This window comes from Neobacillus sp. NRS-1170, assembly GCF_050468025.1.
In genome coordinates this window covers 21,521-40,315 of record NZ_JBITPF010000069.1, presented here as the reverse complement: position 1 = coordinate 40,315, position 18,795 = coordinate 21,521, and the positions used below count along the sequence as shown (strand labels likewise).

Below are 18,795 nucleotides of genomic sequence, written 5' to 3'. Positions count from 1 at the left end.
GAGAAAAAGGTGCAGCCATTTCGCAATCAGAATCAGTATACATCTAGAATATGGCCGGACATAACGATGGTGAAAAAAGAGGACCATCTCTTATTTCAGCTCCCACGGAGATTGGCTGCTTTCAGTAGTGCCGTTCATGGCGGGGGCTTCCAGCAGGTCAGCCATTTTGTCAATTGGCAGGTCCCATTGGACTATGCCTCCAATGACCCCATTCTACTAATGAAACAAAAAATCATTGAATGGGAATACCCGTTGGAGGAGACCGCAGGCTTACAAACAGCGGCTAAAATTCATTGTGCCTCCATCCAAGAGGAATATGGTGATGAGTTTCGGATTGTCTGCTGTGTCACCGCAGGTGTAGGAAATCGAGAAAGGGCCGGAAGAAAGCGGAAGACCTATTCAGCGTACCAATGCGGAACGATTAACACCTTTTTGTTTATTGATGGCCGACTGACAGAGGCTGCGATGATTAACGGGATTATCACCGCAACGGAGGCAAAGGCTGCAGCGATGCAAGATTTACATATAAAAGTGGATTCTGGAGAGTTTGCGACTGGAACGACCACTGATTCGGTTGTCTTGGCTGCCAGTCAAGCAGACTATCTTCCAACTCATCTTTTTGCCGGTACCGCCACCACGATTGGGAATACGATTGGCTGCCTTGTTTATGAGGCCACATGTGAAGCAGTAAGGAATCAGGAGGGCTGAGAATTCGATGTTAGTTCATGCCATTTATATTGTTATTGCTTATCTTATTGATCGAATCATCGGTGACCCCCATAAGCTGCCACATCCGGTGGTCATCATCGGGAAGTCTATTAGTCTTTTGGAAAAAGCAATTCGTTCTTTCACCGTAAAGGAAAGGTATATGAAACTGGCAGGACTCTTATTTCCTATTCTGATTGCTGGCGGCAGCTATGTAATCGTTACTGTGCTGCTTTACGGCCTCAATCAGCTGAATCACGTTCTTGCTGTCATAGCGGAAATCTGGTTAATTTCAACGACCATCGCGACAAAAGGATTGGCTGATGCAGGGTTGGAAGTATTCCGGCACTTGAAAAATCAGGAATTAAGGGCTGCAAGAAAAAGTCTGGGAATGATTGTCGGAAGAGATACGGAAAACCTAGAGGAAAGTGAAATTTCGCGGGGGGCTGTGGAGACCGTAGCCGAAAACATTGTCGATGCCATTATATCACCGTTATGCTTTGCCCTTATCGGGGGTGCCCCGCTTGCAATGCTTTACCGAGCGGTTAATACGTTAGATTCGATGGTTGGATATAAGAATGAGAAATATCAAAACTTAGGATGGGCCTCGGCCCGACTAGATGATCTAGTAAACTATTTGCCTGCCCGGTTAACGGTTGGAATGATGCTGCTTGCTTGTTCGATTAAACGTCTCGATGTACAAGGCGCTTGGAAAATGATGAAACGAGATGCCAGACTTCATCCGAGTCCAAATAGCGGTTACCCAGAGGCGACAATTGCAGGAGCGCTTCAGGTACAACTTGGAGGAACGAATTATTATTTCGGTAAAGTCTCTGAACGGGCAAAGATGGGTGAACCATTAAGGAAAATCAAAGCAGATGATATTTTACTTTCAGTAACAGTCATGAAAACAACCTCCATTATCTGTGTTGTGTTATTTATGGTCCTTTCGATAGTAGTGGAGCTGGGCATGAAGTAGGGTGATAGGAGTCTGAACAATGAAACTAGGAAAAGGAAGCTGCAATGGCACATTTGGAGAATTGGTCCAAGGAATCATGGAAGAGCGCCCGTTTTTAATCACTTTGCCCATCCGGAGTTTACGAAGTGAGGCTAGATTTGTTCCGGACACAGCCGTTTCCCGGATAAGGGGCGTAAATTCCAAAATGAAAGCGAAGAAAGCGGGGGAATCGTTACTCCAACTTTTTGGGATAAGAGGAGGCGGGTATCTCGAAATACATTCCAATATCCCTGCCGGCAAGGGGATGGCCAGCAGTTCGGCGGATATTGTTGCTTCATTAAGAGCAATTGCTGACAGCTATAGTATTCCGCTCACAAATGAAATGATCTCGGTAATTGCCGCAAAAGTGGAACCTACGGATGGGGTAATGTATGAGGAAGTCGTGGTCTATGAATATATTCACGGTCAGCTGATAGCAAGCTTTGGGGCCTTACCCCCATTCATTCTCGTTGGTATCGACCTTGGGGGTATGATCAGCACAATAGAATTTAATGAAGTTCCGAAAGAGTACAGCCAGGACGATCAACAGCAATTTATTAAAGCTTTTGATCTGGTTACAAAAGGGTTTAAGGAAAAAAATATAACTTATATTGCGGAGGCAGCAACTCTCAGTGCACGGGTGAATCAAAAAATATTGCCAAAGCCTGTTTTTCCACTATTAGATCAGTTGGCCCATCGCTATCAGGGCGGAATCGTTGTCGCCCACAGTGGAACGGTCGCGGGTATTTTACTAGATGGAAATCTTCCAAACAGTGAATTGGTGGTTTCAAACTTAATAAGGGAAATTTCACTCGCTTACAAGGGTGTTCCTATAAATTTATTTCATTATGAAAGCAAGGAATAGATAATGATTTGAAAGATTCACAAAGTTTGATTTCAAAAGGGGGGGTTAACTTGTTTAATCAAGAGGAACGAGAAGTGATTTACGATGTCATTTATAAAAGGAGAGATGTCCGCACTTTTCTCCCGGATCCGGTAAGTCCTGAGGTGATTCAACGTGTTCTTCAAGCGGCCCATCATGCGCCATCCGTAGGGTTTATGCAGCCCTGGAATTTTATAATCGTTTCTTCAGACGAAATAAAAGAACGGTTGGCCTGGGCGGCAGAAAAGGAACGAAAAGCATTGGCCATCCACTATGAGGATGAACGAAAAACAAAATTTTTAGAACTGAAAGTTGAGGGCATCAAACAGGCACCGTTAACCATTTGTGTCACCTGTGATTCCACACGTGGGGGCTCTCATGTATTGGGAAGAAACTCGATCCCGGAAACGGATATTCTTTCAGTAGCCTGTGCGATCCAAAACATGTGGCTTACGACATATGCAGAGGGATTAGCGATGGGCTGGGTAAGTTTTTATAAGAAAAATGATGTCAGGGATATCCTGCAGATTCCGCCTCATATTGATCCAGTCGCCTTAATTTCGATTGGATTCACCAATGAATATCCAACCGCCCCCATTCTAGAGCAATCGAATTGGGAGAAAAGAAGAACTCTTCGGAATCTAATATTTTATGAGGAATGGGGAAAACAGGAAAAAATCGATCGAATCTAGGGTGTCTGTAATCATCATCCCAAGAGATTGAATTTTTATGTTGCAACTGTTTATATAAGGGGAGGAATTTTTAAATGGAAACTGTATCACTGTTTTTACTTGTTTTTGTATTGGGGCTTCGGCATGGGTTGGATGCTGATCATCTTGCCTTTATTGATGGGCAAACCCGTTATAATTGGAGAATGGGCAGTTCGTTTGCACGCTGGGTGGGGACATTATTTTCATTTGGTCACGGAGGAATGGTAGCAATAACAGCAGGTGTTTTAGGAATGGTGATAGGGAATTTTTCATTCCCAGCTTATTTTAATAATATTGCATCATGGGTGTCGATTATTTCTTTATTCCTTATTGGAACGTTAAATACGTATAATCTGTTACGCACCAGAAACAATCACGAAGAGTTTCAAATGAGCGGCCTAAAGGGAAAGTTTATTCCAAAAATTGCGAAGGGGACTACAAATCCTTTTCTTATTATTTTAGTAGGGGCTTTGTTTGCCTTGGCTGCCGAGACAGTAAGTCAAACCGCCGTCTGGTCTTTGGCGGCAGGAAATGCTGGTGAATATACCCCTTTAATTTTAGGGCTAGTTTTTATGTTTGGCATGATGATTACAGATACAATTGATTCGTTGATTGTCTATAAAATGGTGAACCAGTCCAGCAAAATCGGTCAAGCTGCATCAAGACTAATGGGTTGGGTAATTGTCGTCTTGGCATACGGGGTTTCCTTCTATCTGGCATTTACTTTCTTTAACCCATGGGCAGAACTAGATTTCGAAATCGTGGGAGTCATTCTTTTCCTTTTCCTAGTCGCTTCATTTATCTTTATAAGCTTTTACTCTAAGAGTCAAAAACATGAAATAAATACTACGAATTAACTAAAAAAGCTCTGACAATTTTATAGTGTCAGAGCTCTTTTTCCATGATTTCGCATTTATGTTCACGAGTTTTGATTGCCTTCATCTAAACTTTTGCTTTGGCACGAGAAGCATCGAGTTGCTTATTGATATCTTCGACGTCTTTATCTGAAAGAGGGTAAAGAGCCATAACAATCATCGAAACGATTGCAAGCGCTGCTGGAATCCAGATGGCTGTCATATTGATACCGGATAGTGCACTAGCTGATTGCTTTGCCGCATTTCCATTGAAGCCGTAGGCAGCAAGGAACCAGAGCGGAACGGCACCACCAAGTGTGAAGCCAATCTTGAAGAAGAGACCCATAATAGCGTTGATGATAGCAGCGTTACGTTTTCCTGACTTCATTTCACCATAAGAGACAACTTCAGGAACGAGTGCCCACATGAAACCAGTTGCTGAAGTGAGACCCCATTGTTTGATGAAGGTTGAAACATAAGCAAGGAAGAGTGAATCGTGCATACCATCTAACGACCATACCCAAGTAAGGATTTCACCAACGACAAACATACCAAGGAAGAAATGGAAGAATCCCTTTTTACCAAAGATTTTCTTCAATTTTGGCCAGAAGACTGGGAAAGCGATACCAGGGATGGAGGCGATGAGACCTACTGCACCCATCCAGTCTGAGTGGTTGACCGTATATTGGTTAAAGAAGCCATTCACTGTGTTCATGAAGAACATGAAGGTGAAAGCAAGCATAAAGAAGAAACCTAGAATAACAAGTGGTTTGTTGTTTTTCAATTCAAGGAACAGATCGAAAGCTTTCACTTCTGCGGATTGTTCCGCAGTTGCGACAACGCGTTCTTTTGTGAGACGGTAGCAGAAGAACAAAGCCACAGCGCCAAGTACCATGTAAACCATGTAAATCCCAAACCAAGCGTGACTTGCAGATGCATCCGTATAAGTACCCATGTTGAGCTTGAGACCAAAGAGACCTGTGTCTTTTAGTGAGCGGTCTTTTGGTGCTGCCATTTGGACAAACATTGGAAACAGTGTGTAAACCAAGAGGTTGGCAATGTTAGCCAGCATCATACGAGTAGTTGTGATTTTATCTACGGATTTAGGGTCACGTGTCAGTGAAGCATTCAGCGAACCGTAAGGAATATTGACGACAGAATAAACCAAGTCGAGCAAGAAGTAAGTGATAAAGGCTATTGGTACTGAACCACGAATTGCTGGAATTGGAACAAAGAGCATCGCTGCTAAGATAACAAGTGGTATACCTGCAATCAGTAGCCAAGGACGATATTTTCCGTTCTTGAACGTATGTCTATCGACGAAGGTACCAACCATCGGATCCCAAAATACGTTGACGATACGGACAAACAAGAAGATGAATCCAGCAGCTGCTGTACCAATGGCATTAACGGTAGTAAGATAGAGAGCCAGAAATCCTCCGACTGTACCAAATACGAGGTTTTGGGCAAAGTCCCCAAGACCGTAACCGATACGTTCAGAAAGGCTTAGCTTATGATATTCATTTTGTTGAATGTTTTGTGTGTTTTCGTTCATTTGATGAACTGTTGATTCCCTTAAAGCCATGTCATACATCTCCTTTTCAGTTAAATTTCAAATCGATTTATCCGCTTACATTTTAGACTTTGGTAAAATCGTCTATTTGAAAAAATGAGCCTCTCGATTTTTTATAGACAAAAAATTAGGGGTAACCGCTTTCAGCGATGGTTAAAAAATTAGAAACCCTTTAAGCCAACCCCGTAAAAATTGGTAAATACTTTATAAAGTGTATTATTGCATTCATTGCCTAACTAAAAATATTCCCATATAAGGAATCTCTTATTTCTGAAAAAATAATCATTTGCTCACTTAGTTTGTTTTCGTAAATAAACTAACATTATGTTTAATGCTAAATTTAAAATATCCTGAACAAACTTAAAATCATGAAAACTGTAAATATATTGCGTTTAAAGCTGTTTTCACCTCTTTAACAAGTAATTTTTAATTTGAAAACGTCGACATTTTATCGTTTAAAAATCAAAACCATTCATAACTTAGTTTGTTGATAAGATAAACTAAGTTATGATTAAATGCTAACACATATTCTTAAAATGAACAATATATAAGTTTATAAATTTTTGCGATATAATAAATAACAATCAAATAAAGGAATAGGTACTTTAATTCCTTGTGGATTCCAAGATTTTCAATTAATGAAAGATGGATTTGCGACCTCCACTATTTAATTCTGCTACCATTGGTCCTAACGCCGGTTCTGATTGATCAGGACCCTCCGCATCAGAAATAATTTTATGAAAATTAGAAAACGGAAGTTCAATTAGAAGATTAAAATCTCTAAATGAATTTCCGTTTTTTTTAATTGAAATGAAAATATAAATTTTGACTTCGAGAATTGTCCAGCTCCAGCGCCTAGCCCCTCGAGGTTTCTTGTCGGGGCTGACCAAGGCGCTATCGCTTTTCTTAATCTGTAATGATTAAGTTGGTATTTGTCTTTTCAAATTCATTGATCCAGCTTTTATCCAGGTTGCAGTCAGTGATAATGTAATCCACTTTATCAAGCGGTGTAATACTCACGGTAACATCCTTTCCAAACTTGGTACTGTCTGCGGCAATATAGATTTCTTTCGCTAATTCAATGATTTTTTTTCTGGTGATGGCTTCCTCTAAATTATAGTCTGAAATTCCTTTTTCAATCGTGATCCCGCCTGCACAAATAAATGCTTTTACTATATTTAATTCACTAAAATTAAAGATATAATCATAGGCCACAACGGATTGCTCGCTATGCCTTACTTTCCCGCCAATGATAATGATTTCAATATCGCTATTCAATAGTTCACTGATCACAGGGATGGAATTCGTGATCACTGTAATGTTCTTCTTAGTTTTAATATAGTTTGCAATTTGAAAGGTGGTTGATCCGCTATCGATAAAAATGCAATCACCATCATTAATGAATTCACTGCACACTTGTCCGATTTTTCTTTTTTCTTCTAATTGACCTGCCATTCGTTCTGACATCTCGGACTCACCAAAAGTGGTTTCGACTATTTTCACTCCCCCGTAGATTTTTTTAATTTTCCCCTCCTTGTCCAGTATGTTCAGATCCCTGCGAAGAGTTTCAATGGAAATATCGAGTTTTTCCGTAAGCTCAGATAATTTAAGGACTTTTTTTATCTTTAATAATTCCATTATTTTTTTTTGCCTTTCAACTGGAAGCATATCTATTCACCCATTCAAAGTTGTCATTTGTCATTGTATTATATTGAATCAATTGTATTTTACTAATTATGGTAGTTAGATTCAATGGATTTTTTGTAAAGTTTTATATAAACTTTTATAAATGTAGTCAAAAGTTGTTAATGAATTATATATAAAGTGTTCAAAATTTACGTTAGATTTACATAAATCCATATTGAAATTTACAAACAAAATTTATACTGAATTTGTGCTTGAGGAGCTGGAAAGTTTGCTGAAACTACAAAATATTGGCAAACACTTTAATGGGAAAGTTGTATTAGAGGATATAAATCTTGACATACAAGCTGGAGAAATCGTTTCGTTACTAGGTCCAAGCGGAAGCGGGAAAACGACACTATTAAATATCATACTAGGATTAACACAAATGGACCAAGGAAAAATCTTCTTTGATGGAACGGATATCAGTAAACTTCCGATGAAGAAACGCGGCTTTAATATAGTATTCCAAGATTATGCCCTCTTTCCTAACTTAAATGCGTACGAAAACATTGTGTATGGTTTAAGAAACAAGAAGGGATCGATAACGAAACAAGAGTTACAGGAATATATTGATTTCTTAGAATTAAATCCGCATTTAACAAAAAGAATTGGGGAGTTATCTGGGGGGCAGAAACAGAGGGTGGCTCTTGCTCGAACGCTGGTAATGAAGCCGAAAATATTATTATTAGATGAACCTTTAAGTGCATTGGATGGGGTGATTAAAGAATCCATCAAGGATCGAATTAAATCGATTGCTAGGGAATATCAACTTACGACAATTATCGTGACACATGATCCGGAAGAAGCACTGACCTTATCCGATAAAATCCTAATTATTAATCAAGGAACTATTTCTCAATTTGGAACACCGCAAGAAATCATCAGTCAGCCGAATAACGATTTTGTTGAGCAATTTATCCTTAATCAGCTGCACATCAAGAGAAACAATATCTATAAATTATTTGGTGAAAAATATGCCTAAAGTAAAACCAGAAATGCGAGCCATCATTCTCATTATATTTATCTTATTCGCTTTCTTTCTATTACTGCCGCTGGCCGTTTTATTGGTGCGTTCCTTTGAAACGAGTCATGGGTATGGTCTGGTAAATTATCTGTCCATATTTTCAAATAAAGACTTATTTGAAGCGATTCTAAACAGTATTCGTGTCTCAACGATTACAGCTATTATCTCCACGATATTGTCATACACCCTTGCCTATACGATCAATTGCACAAACCTTTATCGTCCAATAAAAGCTGTGATTAAAACGGGAATTCTAGTTCCTATGCTGCTTCCTACCATCACGTATGGATTTGCGATTATGTACTCTTTTGGGCAGCAAGGTTTACTGACAAAATTATTTGGAAGAACTTTATTCGAGATTTATGGAATTAACGGATTATTAATCGGCTATGTGATTTATACATTGCCCGCTTCGTATCTTCTGATGAATAATTCCTTTCAGTACATAGATAAAAAAATGACGATTGTATCGAAGTTAATGGGCGATCGGGCAATTAAAAGCTTTGTCAATACATCGGTACGTCCTTTAGTAGGAACGATCGGCGGTGCTTTTGTTCTTTCCTTTATTATGAGTTTTACAGATTTCGGGATACCGGCTTCATTGGGAGGGACCTATAACGTAGTTGCCACTCAGCTGTATCAAGTCATGTTAGGAGCGCTGCCTAATTTTAATCATGGAGCCGTCATCGCTGTTTTGATGTTAATACCGGCGATGGTTGGAGTTATCCTATTAAACTATCTCGAAAAATTTAACTTTCATTATGACAAGATGAGCCAGATCGAGCAGATTCCGCATAAACACAGGGATATTGGAATGGGCATTGTTTCTTCACTCGTTGTATTATGCATGTTTTCCGTTTTTGTCGTGATGTTTATGGCACCATTTGTAAACAGTTATCCTTATAATCTAACATTTACCTTTCAGCACTTTATTGATGTCTTTCAATCTAGTGATTTAACGCGGGTCTATCAAAATTCAATATGGATTGCGGTATTGACTGCGTTTTTTGGAACAATCATCGCGTATGGATCAGCCATTCTGAATGTTCGTTCCGCCATGAAAAAACAAACGAAATTAGTGATTGATATCCTTTCGATGATTACGAACACCGTACCTGGAATGGTCTTAGGCTTATCTTATTTACTGTTTTTTAATGAAAGCAGTTTAAAAGGAACATTCACCATCATCGTTTTATGTAATATTGTTCATTTATTTACAACGCCATATTTAATGGCGAAAAACGCTCTCGCCAAAATGAACCCTGCTTGGGAAACGACGGGGGAATTGATGGGAGATAGTTGGATCAAGACGGTTTATCACGTCATTCTCCCCAATTCGGCATCCACCGTAATGGAGATGCTAAGCTACTATTTTATTAATTCTATGGTGACGATCAGCGGAATCATCTTTTTAGTTACAGCCGAGACCTCATTAGTCGCCAGCAAAATAAAAGATTTGCAGCATTTTCAAAAATACAATGAAATCTTTGTTTTATCTTTACTGATATTCTTTAGCAATTTATTCATCAAGCTCCTAAGTGATTTTTTTCAGAAAAACAGATCCAAACATCGTGATATACGATGGTTGAATAAAAAAATAAGTCAAAGAGAGGAAGTATTATGATGAAAAATGCAAAAAAAATGTTGTTGGCCCTTTTAGCTTTAACCCTGCTATTTTCTTTAGCAGCGTGTAGTAGTAACAAAGCAAATGCTGGTGAAAAAGTTGTAATTTATACAAATGGTGACGATGCCGCGGTTCAAGCGATGGAAAAAGCCTTAAAAAATGCTGGCTATGATGGGAAATATGTTTTTCAAACGTTCGGGACTTCTGAACTCGGCGGAAAGCTGATGGCTGAAGGGGATCATATTGAAGCCAATTTAGTTACCATGAGTTCATACTTTATCGATAGTGCCCAAGCAAAAAACAACATGTTCAAAAATTTATCGTTTAAAACGAATGCAATAGAAACATATCCAGCCTATTACACGCCCATTTTAGCGAATACAGGTGCGATTTTTGTCAATACGAAAGTCATGAAAGAAAAAGGCTTACCAATGCCAACTTCTATTAAAGATTTAACGAAGCCTGAATTTAAAGGCCTAGTTTCCATTCCAAATATCATGGATTCTTCCACAGGCTGGCTATTAGTTCAAGCCATCATTAGCCAATATGGAGAAGAAGAGGGCAAACAAATTCTTCATGATTTAGTTGTCAATTGCGGTCCACACCTCGAAAGTTCAGGTTCAGGTCCTATCAAAAAAGTGGAAGCAGGTGAAGTAGCAGCTGGTTTTGGGTTGCGTTATCAAGCCGTGTTAGATAAGAAGTCTGGTTTACCGATTGATTATGTGGATCCAACCGAGGGGAACTTCTCGCTTACAGAATCGATTGCTGTGGTGAAAAAAGATGATTCCACAACGAAGCTAGCGATGAAAATGGCAGAAGTGATTATTAAAAACGCTAGAAAAGATTTGATTGCAGATTATCCAGTGGCTCTTTATCAAGGTGAAACCGTTAGCGATATCCATAAGCCAGCAAACACCAAGAAATTTGAGAAACCTCTGACAGTCGACTTATTAGAAAAGCATCAGCAATTTTTCAATTCAGCAAAATAGATTAGCGGGGAGAGATGGAACATGAATCATTACAAGCTATTAACACCTGGCCCACTGACAACCACCAGAACCGTTAAAGAGGAAATGCTCTTTGACCGTTGTACATGGGATCAGGATTATAAACAAATTACACAAAAGATTCGAGCAAAGCTCCTTGAGTTAGCCTTTGCGACGGAACAGGAATATACAACTGTCCTCATGCAGGGAAGCGGCACATTCGCTGTTGAATCGGTGATGACTACTGCTATTTCAGCTAAGGATAAGGTTCTCATTGTAACGAACGGTGCCTATGGTGAAAGAATTGTAAAAATGGCCCAATATATTGGACTGAATTATTTGGAATATCGTGTGGATTATTATCAATACCCAAATGAAGATGAATTACGAAAGATTTTAGATAAAGATTCACAAATTACCCATATAGTGATGGTTCATTGTGAAACCACAACGGGAATTCTAAATCCGCTCGACTTGATCGCCAAAATTTCGAAGGAATATGGAAAAACCTTAATTATTGATGCGATGAGCAGTTTTGGCGGCATGGAAATCAATGTTTCCGCTCTTGGAATTGACTATTTAATCAGCAGTGCCAATAAATGCATTCAAGGGGTACCAGGGTTTGGATTTGTTATTGCCAAGATTGATAAGCTATCAGCCTGCAAAGGAAATTCACACAGCTTGTCATTAGATTTATATGAACAATGGAAGGAAATGGGCAAAGATGGAAAGTGGCGCTATACATCCCCAACACATGTTGTGGCTGCCTTTTCGAAAGCGATTGATGAGTTAGTGGAAGAAGGCGGCATTTCCGCAAGATTTGCACGCTATCAAAATAATAATCGTCTATTAAGAGAGAGACTTGAAAAAATAGGTTTCCATACTTATATCTCATCCGAACAGCAATCACCGATTATTTCAACGTTTCTTTTTCCGAATGAACAGTTCAGCTTTGCTGACTTCTATTCCTATGTGAAAGAGAAAGGATATGTCATCTATCCAGGGAAGCTAACTGAAAGAGACACTTTCCGAATCGGAAATATTGGCGAAATCTATGAAGAAGACATTCAAGAGTTATGTACTATTATCGAAGAATATATGGGAGTGGTGGCGAAATGAACAAAATAGAAGGAGTAATCTTTGATTGGGCAGGTACAACCGTTGATTTTGGATGTTTTGCACCCGTTCATGTATTCGTTGATATTTTTAAAGATGCCGGCATTGATGTGACCATGGAGGAAGCAAGAGCTCCGATGGGACTGTTAAAAATCGACCATATTCGGGCGATGTTGTCTATGTCTAGAATATCAAAATTATGGGAAGAGAAATATGGAAGAGCATTTACTGAACAAGATGTGGAAACCTTTTATAATAAATTTGAACCAGCCCTTTTGGCTTCCTTAGCAGAATATACCGATCCTATTCCAGAGATCATTGAGACCGTTCAAGAATTACGAAAACAAGGATTAAAGATTGGGTCCACGACAGGTTATACCGATAAAATGATGGATATAGTGGTTCCAAATGCGAAGAGAAATGGCTATAGTCCAGATTTTTATCTTACACCTGATGCGACCAATTCGCTTGGAAGACCGTATCCATACATGATTTATCGCAATATGGAACGATTAAAATTATCGGCATCCTGGAAGGTAGTAAAGGTAGGCGATACCATTTCGGATATTGAAGAAGGGAAGAACGCTGGAGTATGGTCCGTTGGTGTCATTATTGGAAGCTCTGAAATGGGATTAAGTTTAGATGAGTTTAATACGCTATCTTTATCAGATAAGGAAAGGGCCATCTCTAAAACAGAACTTTCCTTTATGAAAAATGGGGCCGATTTTACAATCAGGTCCATGGGTGAGCTGCCAGCGTTAATTAAAGAGATTAATGAACGGATTGCAGAAGGAGAAAGACCAAATGCAAGAGCATTATCGATTAAGGCGTGAGGGTGATATCAATTTTAGCTAGCAGCGTACAGAGTGGATGAATCTGCTGTCTTCGGAAAGTATGGAACAAATCCAAACAATATATAAAAAAATGGCCCAGTTCCTAAACTGGGCCATTTCAATATTTATTAAGTCTGCTTCACTAATTCTTTTCATTCTTGCTTTAAAAGACTAATTTTTCCCTCAGAAAGTGAAGTGGTGAAAGTCGCTCTTTTTATCATTGACATTGATAATCATTTTCAATTATAATACATAAGTATATATTGATAATGGTTCTCAATTGCAGCCAGGAACTAATAAAGTGCGATGAAAAGTCCTATATAAAGGGAGTATTTCAATGTTAAAAAATAGTTATGAAGTTTCAATAAAAACTCTCACTGATTATCATTTGGAATCATTTATTAGTTGTCCCTACAGATTTTATAATCAATATATTTTAAATGAACCTAACCTCCCAATTCATTGGAGACAAGTGGTTCAGAAGGTCATTAATAAAATTGTTAAGGATTATTTTCATCTTTCAATTAAAGAACAAAATAATTTAGGTTTATTAAAGTTAATTGAACAAAATTGGAGAACCATTAATGTAAATATCTTTGAAAATAAAATTCAATATTATATTGTCTTATCAAAAATAACCGATCATTTACTCAGATTATTAACATCCAAAGAGACTGTAACCCCTCCATTATTCCTTTACGAAAAAGTACATACCTATATTACGGAATTAGAATCAGCAATATCTATAACATTTGAAGTAGGAGAATGGTCAAAAGATACTTTTATTTTAAAAAAATATCTCCTCGATTGTGATGAAAGTTTGATCATGCTCTATCAATATTTATCCACTGTTTTTTCATATAAAGCATTTGGTGTTCTTCCCGAAAGAATAGAAATGCTAAGCCTTTTAGAAGGAAAAAAGTACATTTTCTATCCGACTGAACAAGAAATTTCTAGAGGGCTGAATTATCTTGGATTTATAAAGGATTGGATTAAAAAACCTAGCCGATATAAAAAGATGACCTCATTTAATCAATGTGTGAAATGTCCCTTAAATAAACAATGTGAAGTAGAAGTTATTGAAGAAGATGACACTTTTTTTGATTTTCCTACATTGCATTAAGGAAATTTGATGAAAGGGGATTGTAAAAGTGTTAGTTTGTAAATACCATGTTAAAAAGGCTCTCAACAGACTTGATATTCCTCATGTTGTTAGAGTTGAAAATTTCAAAAGCAACTGTTCTTTTTGTAAAAAAGAAGCAAATTTTAAAATCTTTTACTCAATACCTTTCTTAAAGACATTCAATAAAAAAAATCAAGAACTACTTGGTAAATGATATTCGTTAGTTTAAAATCGTAATTTTTTATTTCAAAATAAGATACATGTCCGTTTCAGAACTGTTTATTTATTCATAACCTAGTAATACTAGGGGGAGATGAATAGCAATGTCTAATGATGAATTAATTTGTCAAGAGTTTGCAAGAATTATAGGCGGGCAAGAGGGTTTTGCGGGTGGAAAATGCGTAGCAACCATAAATCGAGATGAAATAAAAGCAATAATTTTAGGAAAACGTTTCAGAGTAACCTCTTCTTTCTCATTCGAATCAAGAAATAATCAGACTGGACGAGCATTGTGCTTAGGCAGGGTAGCACTTTTGCAAATAGAAGTCGAGAATTTTATTGCTTCCATTCTTAAACAAGGAATATTAGTTTCATCCATACACAATGAGTGGCTTTTTGATGATCCGAAATTGATTTACGTTAATATTGAAGATGTTGATGATCCATTAGTTTTTGCAAGGAAGGTTAGAAAAGCGTTAATGAGCTAAAAGTCGATAAGAGCTGAAGATCGATGAATTGATTTTCAGCTCTTTTTCTTATTGAGCTAACGAATCAGACACTTTTTGGATTATTTTTGAAATTGATGAAACTTTATTCAGAATAATTCTTTTTAGAAATGGTGAAATAGCCCTCTCCGTTTTGTAAGTCACGTCATATTGTTTTTATATATCCATGAATACCTAAGCCTAGGACAATCGTCTAACATTAAATAAATTTGGGGTCATTATAATCAGGATAATAAAAAAATAATTAACCTTTGTGAGGGGAATGCAGCAAATGGAAGAACAAAATCAATACCGTGAAGATTTGCTGGAAGGGTGTAATAACATTTATTCTTACTGGAATAGTATGAGGCCAAGGTTTTCAAAACTTGTTGATATAATAATTTTAGAGGAATGGGAAGGATATTGCCGTCAATTAAAAGAGAAATTACTGGCAGATTTAAAAGTGGAAGTCGAGAACCATCAGTCAGCTGAAAGGCTTTATCAACAGTGGGAACAGCTATTCAAAGAATCGAAAGCTAATCAAGAAGAGATTGAAGACAATTCTGATAAACGTTTGGAATGGGAAGAGCAAAAACAAATCCATGAAGAAGAACTTTGGGAAATAGAAGGTATTCAAGTGGAGATTGAAGACAATTCTGATAAACGTTTGGAATGGGAAGAGCAAAAGCAAATCCAAGAAGAAGAACTTTGGGAAATAGAAGGTATTCAAGAGGAGATTGAGGATGAATCAGATAAAGAGATGGATTTAGAGGAACAAAAGCAATACCGTGAAGAATTGCTGAATTGGTGTAATATTATTTACTCTAATTGGGAAAGTATGAGACCAAGATTTTCAAAACTTTTTGATATAAAAAGCTTAGAGGAATGGGAAGAATCCTGCCTCCATTTAAAAGAGAAATTACAGGCAGATATAAAAGTGGACTCCGATGACTATCAGACAGCTGAAAGGCTATATGAACAGTGGGAACTGCTATTCAAAGAATCGAATGCTTATCAAGAAGAGATTGAAGTCGAGTCTGATCAACGTTTGGAATTGGAAGTGCAAAACCAAATCCATGAAGATTTTTTGGAAACGGAAGCTTTGCAAGAGGAAATTGAGGTTAAATTAGATAAATTTTTGGATTTAGAGGAACAAAAGCAATACCATGAATATTTGCTGGAATGGTGTAATAACATGTTTTCTAATTGGGAAAGTATGAGACCAAGGTTTTCAAAACTTATTGATTTAAAAAGTTTAGAGGAATGGGAAGAATCCTGCCGCCATTTAAAAGAGAAATTACAGGAAGATTCTAAAGTGGACTTCAATGACTATCAGACAGCCGAAAGACTACATGAACAGTGGGAACAGCTATACAAAGAATCATATACTTATAAAGCAATGCTTTGAGTTTAATCCGCTGTAAGATTTATATATTTCATCTCTTATTAATGGATTGGAATATCACATTTATTATAGACAAAAGTGTATTTTTTATAAAATGGTCGAGAACACTTGTGACTGCAGTTATGAGTGTTCTCGACCATTATTTTGTTTCTAAAATTGTACTAAAGCATACGGGCCCGTCGAGGGGTCCCTTTGAAAACATTAATGCATCGGATTCATTTCCGCATGCTTGACGATGACGCGGCGGATAAAGAAGGCTAGAACAAGACTGATCAGCGTCACGATCATGGCAAACAAGAACACGTTCTGAGAGCCTAGCGTCATCGCGTTAGCCATCTCGGTCGGTTTGGTTGGAGCAGGGGATTCGTGCATATACTTATCCATGCCGCTCGTTAGAATGATGATCGCAATCGTTGTTCCGATCGCACCCGCAACCTGCTGCAGCGTGTTCATGACTGCCGTACCGTGTGGGTAAAGCTCCGGCGGAAGCTGGTTCAGGCCGTTCGTCTGCGCCGGCATCCAGACCATGGAGATACCAACCATTAGTCCGATATGCAAGGCGACGATAAATGCAATCGAAGATGAGGACGATATGCTGGAAAGACACCACAACATGATTGCCACGACGGCGAGGCCGGAAATAACAAGCCACTTTGGCCCATATTTGTCGAACAAACGCCCCATGCGCGGAGAAAGGATGCCGTTCAGTGCGCTGCCTGGCAACAGCATCAGCCCAGTAGTGAAAGCGGATAGTTTCATACCGTTTTGAAGAAACAATGGCAGAATAATCATGCTGGACAAGATAATCATCATACAAGCCAGTACCATAAGCAGCCCCACGTTGTACATTGGGTATTTAAAGACGCCAAGGTCCATCATCGGCTCACGCATAAACACCTGCCTAAGTATGAACAGCACAAGTGCAACCAGCCCGATGAGGATGGAAAAGAGAACGGCCGGACTGGTCCAACTTTCTACTGCTTCGCCCGCCTTGCTAAAGCCAAAAACAACGCCGCCGAAGCCAATCGTTGATAATACAACAGACAGTAAATCGATGCGAGGCTTAGTGACTTCCGTAACATTTTCCAAATACTTCAGCCCTACCAACAGCCCTATTACTAAAAACGGCAGCGAGAGCCAGAAGATGTAGTGCCATGTTAAATATTCGATTAAAAGACCCGCCACTGTCGGACCAGTCGCTGGTGCGAACATAATCACAAGTCCTACGAAACCCATCGCCGCCCCGCGCTTCTCCGGTGGATAAACGACGAGGATCGTATTGAACATGAGCGGAATCAGCAGGCCCATGCCGGCCGCCTGAAGAACGCGAGCGATCATAAGCATTTCGAAATTGAAAGCGAGCGCCGCAATCAATGTACCTGCGATCGAGCTCGCTAACGAAGCGATAAACAATTGTCTCGTCGTAAACCATTGCAGAAGGAGCCCAGTCATCGGCATCAAAATGCCGAGAGTAAGCAGGAACCCCGTCGTCAACCACTGTGCAGTAGCGGCTGAAATTTGGAACACGACCATTAAATTACTAATCGCAATGTTGAGAGCTGTTTCACTGAACATGCCAACGAAACCGCAGATGAGCAGCGACGCCATAATGGCACGCGTATTGTATTGCTTCATTTTCGGATTTCACTTCCCTCTGATATATTTTCCATTCCTATAAGTCTGTTTCTGTTAAATTTTAGTGTCCACAATAATCCAAGTCAATTTATGTGCACTGTATGGGATCAGTCTCACCTTTTACTAAGGAAGTCGTATGATATTAATGTTGCCAAAAAGCATAAAGATTGATGCAGAAAAGCCCGCCTCGTATGGGGAGACAATAATAAATAAAATATTAGTAATAGAAGATGATCCAAAAATTGTATTAAAAAGAAGCAGGAAACCATTAAGGTTTTCCTGCTTCTTTTCATATTAACAATGTCTTTTCTTAATTTTTATGTATTTTTTAATCATAGAACCTAACTCATAGTACTCTTTATCACTGAATCTAGAATTTCTAGACTTTCTATAGCGCCAGGTCTTGGATGCCTTGGACGAATTTGATAACAAACTCGATCTGGCGGAGGATCAATTAGCTGATATAGACCGAATTCGCCAGTAGCTTCAAAACTTTTTGCCATTGAAAGGGGGACAATAGCCCATTTTCCCGGTATATCCATAAATGTTTGAAGTAGTTGAGCTGTATCTACACGAATAGGTGGATACTCTCTTTCACCTCTAAACCGATCATACCAAGCTCGAAAAGATGAATGCCAATTAATATATAATGCCTTTTCAGGATCTAATTCCTTTAGATCAATCATTTGATTGCTTTGTGGGAAATTTTCTTTACGAATCACAACAAGCGGTTCTGAAAAAATTTTTTCAATAATCATATTTGGCATTGGCTGTTCTAAAAGGGAAAATGCAATATCAATTTCACCTCTTTCTAAAAGTAAGTAAAGTTCAGATGATTGTTGAGTTCGTATACGTACCTCCAAGTTCGTTAATTGCTCGCTTAGTGCTCGATAGAGAGGAGGAATGACATATGAATGTATACTATAAAACCAGATTT

General features: G+C 38.5%; 17 protein-coding genes. 13 read left to right on the top strand and 4 right to left on the bottom strand.

Features of this window, described 5'->3' with window-relative positions:
• The first annotated feature begins 9 nt into the window (after positions 1-9).
• From ACIFOT_RS25455 to ACIFOT_RS25435, 5 genes are all read left to right on the top strand, one after another.
• Positions 10-708 carry an adenosylcobinamide amidohydrolase gene (locus ACIFOT_RS25455; RefSeq protein ID WP_430069570.1) on the top strand — a complete coding sequence of 233 codons (699 nt, stop codon included), beginning with the start codon at positions 10-12 and terminating at the stop codon, positions 706-708.
• A gap of 7 nt (positions 709-715) precedes the next feature.
• Positions 716-1,684, top strand: coding sequence for an adenosylcobinamide-phosphate synthase CbiB (gene cbiB / locus ACIFOT_RS25450; protein WP_430069567.1), 969 nt, complete (start codon positions 716-718; stop codon positions 1,682-1,684).
• Positions 1,685-1,703: 19 nt separating this feature from the next.
• Positions 1,704-2,567, top strand: coding sequence for a kinase (locus tag ACIFOT_RS25445; protein WP_430069564.1), 864 nt, complete (start codon positions 1,704-1,706; stop codon positions 2,565-2,567).
• Between the two features lie 50 nt (positions 2,568-2,617).
• Complete coding sequence (gene bluB / locus ACIFOT_RS25440) at positions 2,618-3,277, top strand: 5,6-dimethylbenzimidazole synthase (RefSeq protein ID WP_430069561.1); 660 nt, start codon at positions 2,618-2,620, stop codon at positions 3,275-3,277.
• Positions 3,278-3,351: 74 nt separating this feature from the next.
• Entirely contained in the window at positions 3,352-4,152 is an 801-nt protein-coding gene (locus tag ACIFOT_RS25435; protein WP_430069558.1) for a sodium:proton antiporter, read from the top strand.
• 85 nt (positions 4,153-4,237) lie between these two features.
• Here ACIFOT_RS25435 and ACIFOT_RS25430 read toward each other — a convergent pair whose 3' ends face one another.
• Positions 4,238-5,734, bottom strand: a complete 1,497-nt coding sequence (locus ACIFOT_RS25430) for an MFS transporter (protein ID WP_430069555.1) — start codon at positions 5,732-5,734, stop codon at positions 4,238-4,240.
• A gap of 894 nt (positions 5,735-6,628) precedes the next feature.
• Complete coding sequence (locus ACIFOT_RS25425) at positions 6,629-7,390, bottom strand: DeoR/GlpR family DNA-binding transcription regulator (RefSeq protein ID WP_430069552.1); 762 nt, start codon at positions 7,388-7,390, stop codon at positions 6,629-6,631.
• Between the two features lie 247 nt (positions 7,391-7,637).
• On the opposite strand from ACIFOT_RS25425, the gene ACIFOT_RS25420 reads away from it, so the two are divergent.
• From ACIFOT_RS25420 to ACIFOT_RS25385, 8 genes are all read left to right on the top strand, one after another.
• Positions 7,638-8,390, top strand: a complete 753-nt coding sequence (locus ACIFOT_RS25420; protein ID WP_430069549.1) for an ABC transporter ATP-binding protein — start codon at positions 7,638-7,640, stop codon at positions 8,388-8,390.
• Positions 8,383-10,056, top strand: a complete 1,674-nt coding sequence (locus tag ACIFOT_RS25415; RefSeq protein WP_430069546.1) for an ABC transporter permease subunit — start codon at positions 8,383-8,385, stop codon at positions 10,054-10,056. The genes ACIFOT_RS25420 and ACIFOT_RS25415 overlap by 8 nt, the downstream gene beginning before the upstream one ends.
• On the top strand, positions 10,056-11,045 hold the full coding sequence (locus ACIFOT_RS25410) for an extracellular solute-binding protein (RefSeq protein ID WP_430069692.1): 990 nt from the start codon (positions 10,056-10,058) through the stop codon (positions 11,043-11,045). Before ACIFOT_RS25415 ends, ACIFOT_RS25410 begins: the two co-directional genes overlap by 1 nt.
• A gap of 21 nt (positions 11,046-11,066) precedes the next feature.
• Entirely contained in the window at positions 11,067-12,161 is a 1,095-nt protein-coding gene (phnW, locus tag ACIFOT_RS25405) for a 2-aminoethylphosphonate--pyruvate transaminase (protein ID WP_430069543.1), read from the top strand.
• Positions 12,158-12,991 (top strand): phosphonoacetaldehyde hydrolase, encoded by an 834-nt coding sequence (gene phnX / locus ACIFOT_RS25400; RefSeq protein ID WP_430069540.1) that lies wholly within the window; start codon positions 12,158-12,160, stop codon positions 12,989-12,991. The genes phnW and phnX overlap by 4 nt, the downstream gene beginning before the upstream one ends.
• 337 nt (positions 12,992-13,328) lie before the next feature.
• Positions 13,329-14,114 carry a hypothetical protein gene (locus tag ACIFOT_RS25395; protein WP_430069537.1) on the top strand — a complete coding sequence of 262 codons (786 nt, stop codon included), beginning with the start codon at positions 13,329-13,331 and terminating at the stop codon, positions 14,112-14,114.
• A 323-nt stretch (positions 14,115-14,437) separates the two neighbouring features.
• On the top strand, positions 14,438-14,821 hold the full coding sequence (locus tag ACIFOT_RS25390) for a DUF1259 domain-containing protein (RefSeq protein WP_430069535.1): 384 nt from the start codon (positions 14,438-14,440) through the stop codon (positions 14,819-14,821).
• A gap of 289 nt (positions 14,822-15,110) precedes the next feature.
• Positions 15,111-16,226, top strand: a complete 1,116-nt coding sequence (locus ACIFOT_RS25385) for a hypothetical protein (protein WP_430069533.1) — start codon at positions 15,111-15,113, stop codon at positions 16,224-16,226.
• A gap of 198 nt (positions 16,227-16,424) precedes the next feature.
• Here the strand turns inward: ACIFOT_RS25385 and ACIFOT_RS25380 are convergent, their stop codons facing one another.
• Together ACIFOT_RS25380 and ACIFOT_RS25375 are read right to left on the bottom strand one after the other, a co-directional pair.
• Positions 16,425-17,858, bottom strand: a complete 1,434-nt coding sequence (locus tag ACIFOT_RS25380; RefSeq protein ID WP_430069530.1) for an MDR family MFS transporter — start codon at positions 17,856-17,858, stop codon at positions 16,425-16,427.
• Between the two features lie 341 nt (positions 17,859-18,199).
• Entirely contained in the window at positions 18,200-18,778 is a 579-nt protein-coding gene (locus ACIFOT_RS25375) for a substrate-binding domain-containing protein (protein WP_430069689.1), read from the bottom strand.
• Positions 18,779-18,795: the final 17 nt, after the last annotated feature.